The sequence below is a fragment of the Pedobacter kyonggii genome, assembly GCF_004310665.1.
Lineage (GTDB): Bacteria > Bacteroidota > Bacteroidia > Sphingobacteriales > Sphingobacteriaceae > Pedobacter > Pedobacter kyonggii.
The window spans coordinates 122,397-136,430 of the sequence record NZ_SIXF01000004.1 but is presented as its reverse complement, the minus strand read 5'-3'; the positions used below and the strand labels follow the sequence as shown (position 1 = coordinate 136,430).

General features: G+C 38.0%; 15 protein-coding genes and 1 tRNA gene. 6 read left to right on the top strand and 10 right to left on the bottom strand.

The window, feature by feature from the left end:
• Positions 1 to 13 precede the first annotated feature (13 nt).
• The gene (locus tag EYS08_RS06340; protein ID WP_131029218.1) at positions 14 to 805 is read left to right on the top strand and encodes a sensor histidine kinase; all 792 of its coding nucleotides are present in this window, start codon (positions 14 to 16) and stop codon (positions 803 to 805) included.
• The gene (locus EYS08_RS06335) at positions 802 to 1,509 is read left to right on the top strand and encodes a LytR/AlgR family response regulator transcription factor (protein WP_131029217.1); all 708 of its coding nucleotides are present in this window, start codon (positions 802 to 804) and stop codon (positions 1,507 to 1,509) included. Before EYS08_RS06340 ends, EYS08_RS06335 begins: the two co-directional genes overlap by 4 nt.
• A gap of 3 nt (positions 1,510 to 1,512) precedes the next feature.
• On the opposite strand, the gene EYS08_RS06330 is transcribed toward EYS08_RS06335, so the two are convergent.
• The 4 genes from EYS08_RS06330 to EYS08_RS25670 are packed head-to-tail and all read right to left on the bottom strand — an operon-like array spanning position 1,513 to position 3,276.
• Complete coding sequence (locus EYS08_RS06330) at positions 1,513 to 1,884, bottom strand: DUF1801 domain-containing protein (RefSeq protein ID WP_244215868.1); 372 nt, start codon at positions 1,882 to 1,884, stop codon at positions 1,513 to 1,515.
• 6 nt (positions 1,885 to 1,890) lie between these two features.
• Entirely contained in the window at positions 1,891 to 2,349 is a 459-nt protein-coding gene (locus EYS08_RS06325) for a GyrI-like domain-containing protein (RefSeq protein WP_131029215.1), read from the bottom strand.
• 52 nt (positions 2,350 to 2,401) lie between these two features.
• A complete protein-coding gene (locus tag EYS08_RS06320; protein ID WP_131029213.1) occupies positions 2,402 to 3,124 on the bottom strand; it encodes a helix-turn-helix transcriptional regulator in 723 nt (240 codons plus the stop codon).
• On the bottom strand, positions 3,121 to 3,276 hold the full coding sequence (locus EYS08_RS25670) for a hypothetical protein (RefSeq protein ID WP_165456390.1): 156 nt from the start codon (positions 3,274 to 3,276) through the stop codon (positions 3,121 to 3,123). Before EYS08_RS25670 ends, EYS08_RS06320 begins: the two co-directional genes overlap by 4 nt.
• Positions 3,277 to 3,480: 204 nt before the next feature.
• On the opposite strand from EYS08_RS25670, the gene EYS08_RS06315 reads away from it, so the two are divergent.
• A complete protein-coding gene (locus EYS08_RS06315) occupies positions 3,481 to 4,371 on the top strand; it encodes an SDR family NAD(P)-dependent oxidoreductase (RefSeq protein WP_208745796.1) in 891 nt (296 codons plus the stop codon).
• A gap of 11 nt (positions 4,372 to 4,382) precedes the next feature.
• On the top strand, positions 4,383 to 5,249 hold the full coding sequence (locus tag EYS08_RS06310) for a helix-turn-helix domain-containing protein (protein WP_131029211.1): 867 nt from the start codon (positions 4,383 to 4,385) through the stop codon (positions 5,247 to 5,249).
• A 335-nt stretch (positions 5,250 to 5,584) separates the two neighbouring features.
• Here the strand turns inward: EYS08_RS06310 and EYS08_RS06305 are convergent.
• A tRNA-His gene (locus EYS08_RS06305) sits at positions 5,585 to 5,658 on the bottom strand.
• A 176-nt stretch (positions 5,659 to 5,834) separates the two neighbouring features.
• Here EYS08_RS06305 and rnhA point away from each other — a divergent pair.
• Entirely contained in the window at positions 5,835 to 6,305 is a 471-nt protein-coding gene (rnhA, locus tag EYS08_RS06300) for a ribonuclease HI (RefSeq protein ID WP_131029209.1), read from the top strand.
• Here the strand turns inward: rnhA and fbp are convergent.
• The 5 genes from fbp to gloA2 form a co-directional block, all read right to left on the bottom strand.
• Positions 6,302 to 7,381 (bottom strand): class 1 fructose-bisphosphatase, encoded by a 1,080-nt coding sequence (fbp, locus tag EYS08_RS06295; protein ID WP_131029207.1) that lies wholly within the window; start codon positions 7,379 to 7,381, stop codon positions 6,302 to 6,304. The genes rnhA and fbp overlap by 4 nt on opposite strands.
• Positions 7,382 to 7,400: 19 nt before the next feature.
• The gene (locus EYS08_RS06290; RefSeq protein WP_131029206.1) at positions 7,401 to 7,892 is read right to left on the bottom strand and encodes a metallophosphoesterase family protein; all 492 of its coding nucleotides are present in this window, start codon (positions 7,890 to 7,892) and stop codon (positions 7,401 to 7,403) included.
• Between the two features lie 189 nt (positions 7,893 to 8,081).
• Entirely contained in the window at positions 8,082 to 8,783 is a 702-nt protein-coding gene (locus EYS08_RS06285; RefSeq protein WP_131029204.1) for a tRNA1(Val) (adenine(37)-N6)-methyltransferase, read from the bottom strand.
• A 7-nt stretch (positions 8,784 to 8,790) separates the two neighbouring features.
• On the bottom strand, positions 8,791 to 9,309 hold the full coding sequence (locus tag EYS08_RS06280; protein ID WP_131029202.1) for a hypothetical protein: 519 nt from the start codon (positions 9,307 to 9,309) through the stop codon (positions 8,791 to 8,793).
• A 31-nt stretch (positions 9,310 to 9,340) separates the two neighbouring features.
• Entirely contained in the window at positions 9,341 to 9,721 is a 381-nt protein-coding gene (gene gloA2, locus EYS08_RS06275; protein ID WP_131029200.1) for an SMU1112c/YaeR family gloxylase I-like metalloprotein, read from the bottom strand.
• Positions 9,722 to 9,954: 233 nt separating this feature from the next.
• Here gloA2 and purL point away from each other — a divergent pair, with 233 nt between their 5' ends.
• Positions 9,955 to 13,653: a phosphoribosylformylglycinamidine synthase gene (gene purL, locus EYS08_RS06270; RefSeq protein ID WP_262711718.1), complete on the top strand. Its 3,699-nt coding sequence runs from the start codon at positions 9,955 to 9,957 to the stop codon at positions 13,651 to 13,653.
• Positions 13,654 to 14,034: the final 381 nt, after the last annotated feature.

Genomic DNA, 14,034 nt, shown 5'->3' with positions numbered 1-14,034 from the left:
GTAGTTTTGTGACATGACTTTACGCCAAAAACTATTTAATAAACAATTTATTAAAAGGCTAGTGCCTTACTTTTTCATCTTTGCCACACTGTTAATTGTGGTGTTTAATGATTTTTTTGGAAAAGAAGAAGATTATCACATCTACATTCTACTGTTTTTCATATCGATGATTGTCTGGATGATCCGCTGGTTAGTTATTCAGATCAAATATATTCTCCGGCTTAAAAAAGATAAAACCCAAGCCGAATTAATGCACCTGAAAAGTCAGGTTAATCCGCACTTTTTTTTCAATACTTTAAATAATTTGTACGGATTGGTAGAACTGAACCCTGCTAAAGCACAACAGTTAATCCTTAAACTATCGGACATGATGCGCTACAGCATTTACGAAGGACAAAAGGATTGGGTTAGCCTAGCGGATGAAATTACCTATCTTGAAAACTACATGGATTTGCATAAAATGAGGTATCACAAGACTATTGATATTCGCTTTAATGTAGATGTAGAAGACCCGAGCATTAAAATTATGCCATTGTTACTGATTATTATGGTTGAAAATGCCTTTAAGCATGGGGTAGAAAAACTTAGAAAAGGTGCATTTGTTTACATTCGTTTAAAAGCTACCTTAAAGCATGTCGATTTTGAAATTGAAAATAATTTTGATACCGAGGAGCAGTCTTCCAGTGGAGGTATTGGTTTGAATAATTTGAAAAAACGATTAGAATTGGTTTATTTGAACAAACATGAATTAGAAATAGCTACCCATGCAGCTATTTATAAAATTAGCTTGAAACTTACTTTATGAGTACGAGATACATGATAGTGGATGACGAATCGATTGCTCACGAGATCATCAAAAAATATTGCTCGCTATTGCCCAATATGCAATTGATGCAAGACTGTTACGACGCCATTGAAGCCATCGAGTACCTCAATAATAATGCAGTAGATTTAATTTTTCTTGACCTGAATATGCCGAAATTGCAAGGCTTCGATTTTTTAAAAACACTGCCCAATCTGCCAAAGGTAATTGTAACCACTGCCTACAAAGAACATGCTTTAGAAGGTTATGAGTTAAACATTGTTGATTACCTGCTCAAACCATTTTCGTTCGAACGTTTTTTGAAGGCTGTTAACAAGGCACGGGCCGATACTCCCAAAACACTATCCAACACTCAAAATGCTGTCAGCGATGCAAAACAGGAAAGAATTTTTCTCCGTTCAGATAATAAACACATACAAATTATAATTGATGATATCTTGTTTATAGAATCTTCGGGCAACTATGTTAAAATTGTGCTCAAAGAAGAAATCATTACTACGCGTGGAAAACTAGCTTACATCTCGGAACTTATGCCTATTGATAGTTTTGTTCAGGTACACAGATCTTTTATGGTGGTTCCAAAACACATCAAGAGTATAGAGGGAAATCAGCTATTTATTGATAACTATACAGTACCCATTGGAAAACTCTTTAAAACACAGGTAGATATTCTTTTAAAAAAATAAGGCTTAAGCCTTGGTTTTAATGATGCCCATCCGGTATAGGTCCAATGCTTGTTGTAAAATACTTTCAATTGTACGTATGGGTATATCTATATGGGGATTAATTCTGAAAATCTTCATTCGAGAGCGCTCGCCTTTTTCCAATTCGGGGTGGTCAAGAAATTTCCCTTCTACCAAAAGCAGGTAAGGTTCGTCCGTTTTTTTATCTGTCCACAAATAGCAAAGCATTTTTTTCCTATAACAGAAGCAGGGCATACCCCACTTCTGCGTTTCAAAAATATTTGTATCCTGATTAAGAATAATATTGCGTAATGCAAGTAAACAACCCTTATGTGGCTCCTCTTTATTCAGATAAAAGTTATGAAGTTGATCCATCATCTTTCTCTATTTTACTGCAATCAAAAAATCTATCTCTGCTACTGTTGGGTTTTGTGCTTTCTCACCAAACACTTCAAAGTCGGCAGTGAATACCCTTTCCAAATTCATTTGCCAAATTTCCAACCATTTATTGATAATCAACCCTTTCATTAAATCTCCCTTAGCAGATAGTTTTATATAGTTTCCACCGTTAAACGATCTGCCCACCATTCCCTCAGGTACAGTTTCTAAGTTAGCTACTTTGCAACCCAATATGGTAGTATAAGGCTTTGTATGGTCACTTTCGTAATCTGTATATATCGAATATACGGTGTTGTCAATTTTGTTTGGAATTGCCTCCAAAATTTTGTCATTCATAAATCTGCGCCACAAATCTGCAATATCTTTTCCAGCCTGGTTGTTTTCATTCGTTGTTCTTACCGAAATGCCGATTATTTTAAAAGGCTCAATGTCTATTCTGTCCATTTTTAAACTATATTTTGTTAAGCCACGAAATTAAAAATGGATAGAGACAACCCTATGTCAGGGGTTGCAAAGAATATTTTTCTTTACAGATTTCAAAATATTCTTGCAAGGTCATTTGATGTGGTTCAAACTTTTCGTTAAGTATCGTAAAATTTTGAATTCTATCTAAGCGAAAAGACCTGAAATCTTTTCTTAACAGGCAAAAAGCAATGAGTAACCAATTTTCTTGTGTGCTGTAAACAGCAAAAGGTTCAATGGTTCTTTCAGTTGTTTGGCAAGTATCAGACGAATTATATCTTATTTTGATCAGGTTAAAATTTGTCAAAGCCAGTTGGATTGCTGACAAATAATCGCTTGTTCGGTTGTTGCCTGAGTTTTGCCTGAATACGATTCGGTTGGAAAGCCAGTTTACTTTGTCTTTGGTGTTGTTGCGTAAAACAGATTTTATTTTGTTAATTGCTTCTGAATATTCTTTTACAAAAGAAGCGTCTTTATTTTTTAGGATCAGTTGTTCAGCCGTAATCAATGCGTTGGCTTCGCTTTCGGTAAACATTACTGGCGGAATTCGATAACCTTCCATTAAGGTGTAGCCTTTACCCTCGTCTGTTAAAATAGGAACGCCAGCATGCTGCAATGCTTTGATGTCTCGATAAATTGTCCTGACACTTACCGAAAATTTGTTGGCCAATTCCGAAGCTGTCAAAAGTCGTTTCGTTTGCAATTGGATCAGAATTGCAGTTAGCCTTGAAAGTCGTTTAGTGTCATTCTCTATCATTGTTTGATAATTAAATCTCTTCCATCATAAATTTTATCAGATTCAAATTTACATAATAAATGCGCTAATAATTTATAGGAAAACGCAAACAACAGTCTCTCAAAGCCAGCAAATCCAAGTTCTTCCAGCAAAACTAGGGCTAATAAGATCATTAAAGTGTTTAGCAAAATACAATGTAAGTTTTTCTATTCAATAAAAACTACAGGCAATGATTCCTACCGTAAATTAGACATCCTGTTCCAACAATCAGTAATTATAGAATTTGAATGAGCCACATAATACACATAATTGAGCCACACAGGAAAGTTGGTCAAGCTTTTTGCGTATAACTTTACATGAAATAAAAATATAAAGATATGAGGACAATAGTTATGACCGGGGCAACATCAGGGATTGGTGCAGCAGCATTAAAGCATTTCACAGGATTACCTGATACAAATATATTTATTGGTGCACGGACAAATAAGCATGATGTTCACGCAGGAACACAAGTTCTGCCAATGGATCTTTCCTCTTTAAAAAGCGTTCGTACTTTTGCCGAAAGCATAAAAGAACATTTGGGTGACAGGAAAATTGACATACTGGTATTAAATGCAGGCATCAAGGCGACCGACAACAAACAGCTAAGTGAAGAAGGTTTTGAATTGACATTTGCCACTAACCACCTAGCTCATTACCTGTTGGCAAGATTATTCCTACCGAATATGGCAAAGGGCAGCAAAATTGTTATAACGACAAGTGACGCACATGATCCGGCCGTTATCCCCTTCGGCCCAAAAACATTAAATATTGGCGAATTAGCCTACCCAACCGAAAATAGCCCAAAAGGAATGGCATTTTATGGTGCAACAAAATTATGTAATCTACTGACCGCAAATGCGCTAGAGGCAAAGTTAGAACTGGAAAGGAATATTAGGGTTATTGCCTTCAATCCCGGATTAACCGGAGATACTTCTTTAATGGGTAAACAATCTGTATCTTTAAAATGGATAGTATCAATTATTCGCCCGTTATTTTACGTCATTAGTCTTTTTAAACCAGCATTTTTTATGGGGACGGCAAAACGTTCGGGAGAGGCTCTGGCTGAACTTGCACTGGGCGAAGTTGTATTGCCTGAGGGAAGCATTTACACCTCACTGGTGCGGGGAAAACTTACCTTTCCCAATCCATCACAACTTGCAGAAGACAAGAACATTATAGATCGATTATGGAAAGAGAGTGCTGTAATGGTAGGCATTCCAGAGTAGGAATTATAAAGATGAAAAAGCATACAGAACACCTATTTTCAGAGTCCATTGTCTATTCTTTAGCTACAGCTAAGATAACAGAATATGATAACCTGCTTGTAGAAAGTGTTTTATTATTGCAACTCTCGGGTGAGATGACTTTTGAAACCTCTGGCGATAGAATTATTGCAAGACCAGGCGAAGTATATCTGGTAAGAAAACACCAATTTGTAAAAACCACCAAAACGCCAAAAAATAACGAATACTATAATGCCTTGATGTTTATTCTGAAAGACGAAATACTTAGGGAATATGCGCTTGAAAAACAACTGGATAGCGTCGCGAAATACCAAGGCAAGAAAAACATCCTTCTTCCTGAAAATGCCTATTTGAAAGGATTTTTCAACTCGTTGCTTCCTCATGTACAGGAACCCAAAACACTTGAGAACCCGCTAAGCATTTTAAAAGTGAAAGAGGCAATTGAACTTTTGCTGCTTGGAAAACCAGAACTTAAAAATTTTCTTTTCGACTTTTCCGAACCACATAAAATTGATTTGGAAAAATTCATGCTAGCTAATTTCAGGTTCAATGTTCCCATTGCCAAATTTGCAAAATTGACCGGACGAAGCCTAGCTGGTTTCAAACGCGATTTTCTAAAAACATTTGGTATGTCTCCACGGCAATGGTTACAGTACAAACGACTTACAGCGGCTCACTATGAGCTTGAAAAGAAAAACAAAAAACCAACTTCAATTTATTTAGAACTTGGCTTTGAGAGCTTATCCCATTTTTCTTATGCCTTTAAAAAGCAATTTGGTTATTCACCCACGGAGGTAACCAACCTTAATAAAGTTCAAAATCTTTTTTATATTTCAGCAGAGATAAGTCCAAAAGGCTGATAAACCGAAAAACGAATTTAAAAAAAGTAAACTATAAAGACTACCCAACGCCTTTTCAATTAATTGACTTAAAACAGTTTGACTATAAAAAACAGAGGATTAGAATTAAATTATTTTTTATTTGCACCAAAAAAGTAGGTTACGAGGCCACTCAATGACGGGGATCGAACCAAAAACAACGCCTATTCGTTCCAAAAGCATTTTTGAATATATCAACTTTTTTGACATCAAAACATCGAACCGTATTTCTTATGAAAACATAGCTTATAATCGACTGTAAATAAATATTTTAAACAAAAAAAGCAGTTCTTAAAAGAACTGCTTTAAAATTTCGGGGTGGCTGATGGGGCTCGAACCCACGACCCTCGGCACCACAAACCAATACTCTAACCAACTGAGCTACAGCCACCGTATTTTTTAGTGTCACAAAAGTACGACTTTTAATATTTCTTGCAAATATTTTTTTCAAAGTTTTTACAACTAATTTTTAATTCCTTAACATTCAATTATTTGAAATTGAAAAAAAGTTTCAGAAGCAGATAAAACAAGCTATTTTAAACCTAAAAACATAACTTTACGGCGTTTATGATCGAAATTTATACAGACGGAGCAGCTAGTGGAAACCCAGGACCAGGTGGTTGGGGTACAATTTTAAGGGCAGGACAGCACTATAAGGAATTAAGTGGCGGTTTTAGAATGACCACCAATAACCGCATGGAATTATTGGCTGTAATAAAAGGATTAGAAGCATTAAAAAGCTTAAATCAGCAGGTAACTGTTTATTCCGATTCGAAATATGTGGTAGATGCTGTAGAGAAGAAATGGGTCTTCGGCTGGGTAACCAAAAATTTTAAGGATAAAAAAAACAAGGACCTCTGGTTGAGATTCCTGGAACTATATAAACTGCACAAGGTGAAATTCATCTGGATTAAAGGTCACAACGATCACCCGGAGAATGAGCGTTGCGACCGTTTAGCTGTTTTTGCTTCGCAAGACAAGCAAAATTTAGCGATAGATACTTTTTTTGAAGCAGAAAGAAGTAAAGCACAGCTTTAATCTATCCCACCGATTACATTTAGATCTTCCAGTTTGGCTGCTACCTTGGCCTCAACCGAGATTGATTTTGCAGTGTAAAGTAGCATCATTTCTTCAGCTTTTTCTACCATTTTTTTGGAGCCGATAAAAATCGGAACCCTTTGATGCAACTCAGTAGGTTCAATTTCGAGTATACGATCAAAACCTGTGCTGGCTTTGCCCCCAGCCTGCTCAATAATAAAAGACATCGGGTTACATTCGTACAATAATCTTAATTTTCCATTAGGTGAGCGCGAGGTGGTTGGGTAAATATAAATTCCACCTTTAATTAAATTCCGGTGGATGTCGCCAACCATCGAACCAATATAACGCGATGTATAAGGGCGTTTAGTGGCCTCATCCTCTACCTGACAGTATTTGATGTACTTTTTAACGCCATCAGGAAAGTGAACATAATTGCCTTCGTTTACCGAATACATATAACCTGTTTCAGGTATTTTCATCTGGGGGTGAGAAAGACAAAATTCACCAATTGATGGGTCTAATGTAAAACCGTTAACACCCTTCCCAGTGGTATAAACCAACATGGTTGAAGAACCATAAATAATGTAGCCCGCAGCCACCTGTTCGGTACCTTTTTGCAACACATCCGTTATACTGGCTCTGCCATCAATCGATTTTCTGCGGTAAATAGAAAAAATTGTCCCTACAGCAACATTTACATCAGTATTGGATGAACCATCTAAAGGATCGATACAGACAATATATTTGGCGTTTTGAGAAACCGGCGATTCGATATGGATAATTTCATCTTCTTCTTCGGTAGCAACAATACAGCATTCGCCACCACTGGTTAGCGCAGCAATAAACTGTTCATCAGCATAAACATCCAGCTTTTTTTGTTCTTCACCCTGAATATTGGTGGTTCCCATATCGCCTAAAATATCAACCAAACCCGCTTTATTAATTTCGCGGTTTACAATTTTTGCAGCTATACCAATATCCCTTAATAACCTCGAAAGTTCGCCTTTAGCATATGGAAAATCTGCCTGTTTTTCTATAATAAATTGTCCTAGTGTTTTAACGCCACAAACCATACTTAGTGTATATTTTACATTATCTACCCGATAACTCTATAACCTCTAAGGTATGAATATTTTCATCAGTTATGCAAAAACGGATGAGGGTTCTCACTTTGTGCCAACCGTTTTTTCCTGCCGCACCGGGGTTTATATGCAGACATTTTATTTTTTCATCGAACATTACTTTTAAAATATGCGAATGCCCTGTAATAAATAATCTCGGAGGGTTAGTGTATATTTCTGGCTTAACATAAGATGAATATCTTCCTGGGTATCCACCTATATGCGTCATCCAAACATCAACCCTTTCGCAGCTAAATCGATTTTGCTCTGGAAACTCAGCTCTAATCGCACTATCATCTATATTTCCGAACACGCCACGCAAAGGTTTAAACGCTGCCAAAGGCTCGGCTACGTTAGGACCGAAATCTCCGGCATGCCAAATTTCATCTACACCTTCGAAGTGTTTAAAAACCGCATCATCTAAAAAGCCATGGGTATCAGAAATTAATCCTATTTTTTTCATTATGTAAACTTAATTGTGCCCCGTAATTTACAGGACTGGCAAAATCTTTCGACCACTTTTTGCTAAAACAAATCTGCCAACGATTGACAAATCTTTTAAAAATGGTGGTTAAATATTATAAAAAAACACCACAGCGATTATACAATGTTACCATTGTTCCCTACCCTCTATCCATTCAAAAACCATAAGCTAGAAGGCAAGGAAAAAATCCTTCAGCAATTCTTTATAAGCTGCTGTATGCTCTTTTAAAGATTCATAAATATAAAAATCATTTTCCTTCAAAACCGCTTTACCTTTTTTCAAACAGATCATCTGCCTGAAGGTTGGCTTACTTTCGTCAGAATGGATATGGATCCGCTCCTTTAGCCACAAATCATATTGAGATGCAATATCGATCACTTCATCGGCCTGTTTCACCGGAAGGATCAACCAAATCATACCTTCATCTGCCAATAACCCACTCGATTTTTTAATGAGCATGCTAAAAAAGTCTTCATCTGCATGCCGGGCTATGCCTTTCCTAAACGCTTCACTTTTTAAATCATTCACAAAAAAGGGTGGATTAGAGACAATCAGATCGAATTGCTGAACATACTTATACTGTTCAATTGATATATGGTTAATGGTTAACCGCTCACTGAAAACTGATAATTGAAAATTCTTTCCTGCAGTTTGTGCGGCCTGTTCATCGATTTCTACAGCATGTATTCTTGCATCTGGAAAACGCTGCGCCAGCATCAAGGCAATTACACCGGTTCCCGTTCCAATATCTAATATCAACCTCGGTGAGGGATGACTAACTGTTGCGCCAAGCAACACGCCATCGGTATTAATCCTCATGGCGCAGCCTGTTTGATCGACTTCAAATTGTTTGAACTTGAAAATACTCATATTACGATTACAATCTCACGCCTATCCTAATGGGAAGAAAAATAGATTGGTGGACAAACCTGAAGCCCGCCTTATACTGAAGGTTTAGTTTTTTCCCTACTTTATGTTCAACGCCACCACTAATATCAACAAACGTTTCAGTAGAACCATTTGTGTATTGATTGTTAATATGACTTCTTCCTATTTTCAGATTAAATAATGGAGAAATTTTAGCCTTTGCTGTGACATACTCCAAATCACCAAAAACAGCATAACCATTAATCCGCTCATAATTTAGATAGGACACACCTAAACCTAATCGAAGGTTATTCTTAAAACTTATGCCGTTAATTAAACTTAAATCTACCCCATTAGGTTTTCCCCCAAGCTGATAACCCAACCAACCTTCACCAATATCATACCTTACAGGCCTGGAAAGGAAAAACTGGTACCCAGTTTCAACTTTAGCCGTATATTTAATTTGAGATTGTGCACGTGTATTAATAAAAGAATAGATCAATCCACCAATCAAGAGCATTTTTTTCATTTTGAGGCTTATATTTTTAGATATAAAAATTCTATTTTTCGTACAACTCTAAAGGCAAACCATCAGGATCAGCAAAAAAAGTAAACCGTTTATCAGTAAACTCATCAATACGGATCGGCTCGGTAATAATACTATGATCATTTAAACGCGAAATCTCTTTTTCAATATCATCAACTTCAAAAGCCAGATGACGTAAACCCTGCGCTTCTGGTCGCGATGGCCTTGAAGGAGGGTTTTCGAAAGAAAATAGCTCGATCTGATATACGCCATTAACGGCAAGATCTAATTTATACGATTTCCTTTCAGTCCGGTAAACCTCTGCCAAAACGGTAAAACCTAGTTTATTCACGTAAAAATCTTTCGATTTTTCGTAATCAGAACAGATAATGGCAATGTGATGGATGCGAAGCATAAATAATGACTGAATTTTGAATGAGTAAATGAGTGAGTTAGCGTTTAGACAAAATTGCACATTCTATAATTGAATCAATCAATAATTATTTCAACATTCACTCATTCAAAATTTACTCATTCTATCACCAGCCATTCTCTCATTTAATAATTCTCTCATTCGATCATTATATTTTGACATTCAATCATTCAAAATTCTCTTATTCAATCCTGTAATCACACCAGTTTTTTCATATAAAAAAGCTATTTTTGCAACTTCAAAAAAAAAGCATGATTCATTTCTTCCTTAGTCAATCGCAGGCGATTTTTGTTTTACAAACAGACAAAGCGCTTTCTACTACTGATATTACTAAACTTGAATGGTTATTTGGCGGTGCCAAAATCTCGCAAGAAAAGGCGCTAACAGGCTTTTTCGTTGGACCAAGAGCAGCAATGATTACTCCATGGAGTACCAATGCGGTAGAGATTACCCAAAACATGGACATGCAGGGAATCATCAGGATTGAAGAATTTAAGCAGGTTGACGAAAGTTTTGCTGATTACGACCCGATGCTTTCTCAAAAATACGATAGGCTCGATCAGGAGGTATATACCATCAACATCAAACCTGAACCGATTTTAGAAATCACCGATATTGCCGCTTATAACAAACAAGAAGGGCTTTCTTTAAGCGATGAAGAAGTTGAGTACTTAAATACTTTAGCGCAAAAATTAGAAAGACCGTTAACCGATTCTGAAGTTTTTGGTTTCTCTCAGGTAAATTCGGAACACTGCCGCCATAAAATTTTCAATGGCAAATTTGTAATCGATGGCGTAGAACAGCCTACTTCTTTGTTTAAACTGATCCGCAAAACATCCGAAGAAAACCCTAACGATATTGTTTCGGCCTATAAAGATAACGTAGCTTTTATCAAAGGCCCGAAAGTGCAGCAATTTGCCCCTAAACGTGCCGATGAACCTGATTATTATACCACAAGCGATTTCGAATCGGTCATCTCATTAAAAGCAGAAACACATAATTTCCCCACCACAGTTGAGCCTTTTAATGGCGCAGCAACTGGTTCAGGAGGCGAAATCAGAGACCGTTTAGCAGGTGGACAAGGTTCGTTGCCTTTGGCAGGAACTGCCGTTTACATGACTGCGCTTTCGCGTTTAGAAGATAACCGCGCTTGGGAAAAAGGTGTTGAGGAAAGACAATGGTTATACCAAACCCCGATGGATATCCTGATCAAAGCATCAAACGGTGCTACAGATTTTGGAAATAAATTCGGTCAACCGCTTATTACTGGTTCGGTTTTAACTTTCGAACACGAAGAAGATTCCAGAAAACTAGGTTTCGATAAAGTAATTATGCTTGCAGGCGGTATAGGTTATGGTAAAGCCAGTCAGGCACAAAAACTTAAACCACAAGAAGGCGATAATATCGTTATTCTGGGTGGAGAAAATTATAGAATCGGGATGGGTGGTGCAGCGGTTTCCTCGGCAGATACTGGTCAGCATGGAAGCGGAATCGAATTAAATGCGATCCAGAGATCAAATCCTGAAATGCAAAAACGTGCTGCAAATGCGGTGCGGGGCATGGTAGAAAGCGATCACAATTCGATTATCTCTATCCACGATCACGGTGCAGGCGGTCACTTAAACTGTTTATCAGAACTGGTTGAAGAAACCGGTGGTTTAATAGACCTTGATAAATTACCAGTGGGCGACCCTACCCTTTCGGCTAAAGAAATTATCGGAAACGAATCGCAGGAAAGAATGGGTTTGGTAATCGGCAACGAGCATATCGAAACCTTACAAAAAATAGCAGACCGCGAACGCTCGCCAATGTATACCGTAGGTAAAGTAACCGGCGATCACCGTTTTACCTTTAAATCTGCAACAACAGGTTTAAAACCTATGGATTTCGAATTGGCCGCCATGTTTGGCAGTTCACCAAAAATCGTAATGGACGATCAAACCATCGATCGTAAGTACGAAGCTGTAACCTATAACAACAACGAATTAAACACCTATTTAGAACAAGTGCTTCAATTAGAAGCGGTTGCAGCTAAAGATTGGTTAACCAATAAAGTAGACCGTTGCGTGGGTGGCCGCGTAGCCAAACAGCAATGTGCAGGTCCGTTACAATTGCCATTGAATAACTGTGGTGTAATGGCTTTAGATTTTCAGGGGAAAGAAGGAATAGCCACTTCAGTTGGCCATGCACCACTTTCGGCCTTGATTGATCCTGCAGCAGGTAGCCGCAATGCGATTGCAGAATCACTATCAAATATTGTTTGGGCACCCCTAAAAGATGGCTTAAAAAGTGTTTCACTTTCTGCCAACTGGATGTGGGCCTGTAAAAACGAAGGCGAAGATGCCCGTTTATATGCAGCGGTAAAAGCCTGTTCAGATTTTGCCATCGATTTAGGAATCAATATCCCAACCGGAAAAGATTCGTTATCGATGAAACAGAAATACAAAGATGGTGATGTAATTGCACCGGGAACGGTAATTATTTCTGCCGGAGCAAATTGCGACGATATTACTAAAGTGGTTGAGCCGGTGCTTCAAAAAAATGGTGGATCGATTTATTACATCAACCTTTCTAACGATACCTACAAATTAGGTGGTTCATCTTTTGCACAGATTTTAAACAAAATCGGTACAGAAACACCTGATGTTAAAGGTGCTGATCAATTTAAAACGGCTTTTAATACGCTTCAGCGATTAATTAAAGCTGACAAAATCCAGGCGGGTCATGATATTGGTAGTGGTGGTTTAATTACAACCTTATTGGAAATGTGTTTTGCCGACCGCGATTTAGGCGCTTCGATTGATTTGTCTTCATTGGCAGAAACCGATAGCATTAAAGTATTATTTGCAGAGAACATTGGTATCGTTTTCCAGGCTGATGCTTCAGTTGAAGAAACCTTTGCTCAGGCCGGCGTTGCTTTCCACAAAATTGGTGAAGTAACTTTATCAGCTAAACTGGAAGTTAAAAATGCTTCAGAAAGTTTCAGTTTCGATGTCGACCACTTACGTGATGTTTGGTTTAAAACTTCATACTTATTAGATAGCAAACAAACCGGTAACGGATTGGCAAAAGAACGTTACGACAATTATAAAAACCAGGTTTTAAATTATACCTTCCCAACAACTTTTGACGGAAAGAAACCTGTAATCGACTCCACCAAACCACGACCAAAAGCAGCCATTATCCGCGAAAAAGGAAGTAACTCTGAGCGTGAACTGGCCAATGCCATGTATTTGGCAGGTTTTGATGTGAAAGATGTACACATGACCGATTTAATCACCGGAAGAGAAACTTTAGAAGACATTCAGTTTATAGGTGCAGTTGGTGGTTTCTCTAACTCTGATGTTTTAGGATCGGCCAAAGGTTGGGCTGGTGCATTTTTATACAACGAAAAAGCAAGGGTAGCATTAGAAAAATTCTTTGCCCGCCCTGATACCTTATCTGTTGGGGTTTGTAATGGTTGCCAGTTATTTGTAGAGCTGGGCTTAATTAATAAAGACCATGAAGAAAAACCTAAAATGCTCCACAACAAAAGTGGCAAGCACGAAAGTATTTTCACATCTTTAACCTTACAAGAAAACAATTCGGTCATGTTATCTACACTGGCAGGAAGCACGTTAGGCGTTTGGGTATCGCATGGTGAAGGAAGATTCTCATTGCCATACGCAGAAGATAAATATAAAATCGTAGCCAAATATGCTTACGAAACCTATCCGGCCAGTCCGAATGGATCAGATTATAATACTGCAATGTTATGTGATGAAACTGGCCGCCACCTGGTTATGATGCCGCACATTGAGCGTTCATTGTTCCAATGGCACTGGGCAAATTACCCACAAGGCCGTAAAGATGAAGTTTCGCCATGGATGGAAGCCTTTGTGAATGCACGCAAGTGGATTGAAAACAAAGGATAGATCTGGTAAGATATAAACAGACAAAATGGATGATGGAATTAAAAACCATCATCCATTTTTTTGTCTCCGTCATTTCGAGCGGAGTGCAGCCTCTACCGATACATCGGTAACGCAGTCTAGACGATCGTCTTATTGCATTGTCATCCTCAGCGAAGTCGAAGGATCTCCATTCTACTACCAAGAACAATCGGGATCAGCATCTAACAAACTGCATCCTAAATGATTTCTTTATTATGAAATGAGCGTTCCGCTTTTCATAGCTGCTGTACACCCGCCATCGCATATAGTCCTCGTTCCGCTGCACTTCACTGCGAGCTAACCGCTGTCGGGTTTATTGAACAAAAACCTGTTCTTCGGCATAAGACCTGTTTCTGCTACTTT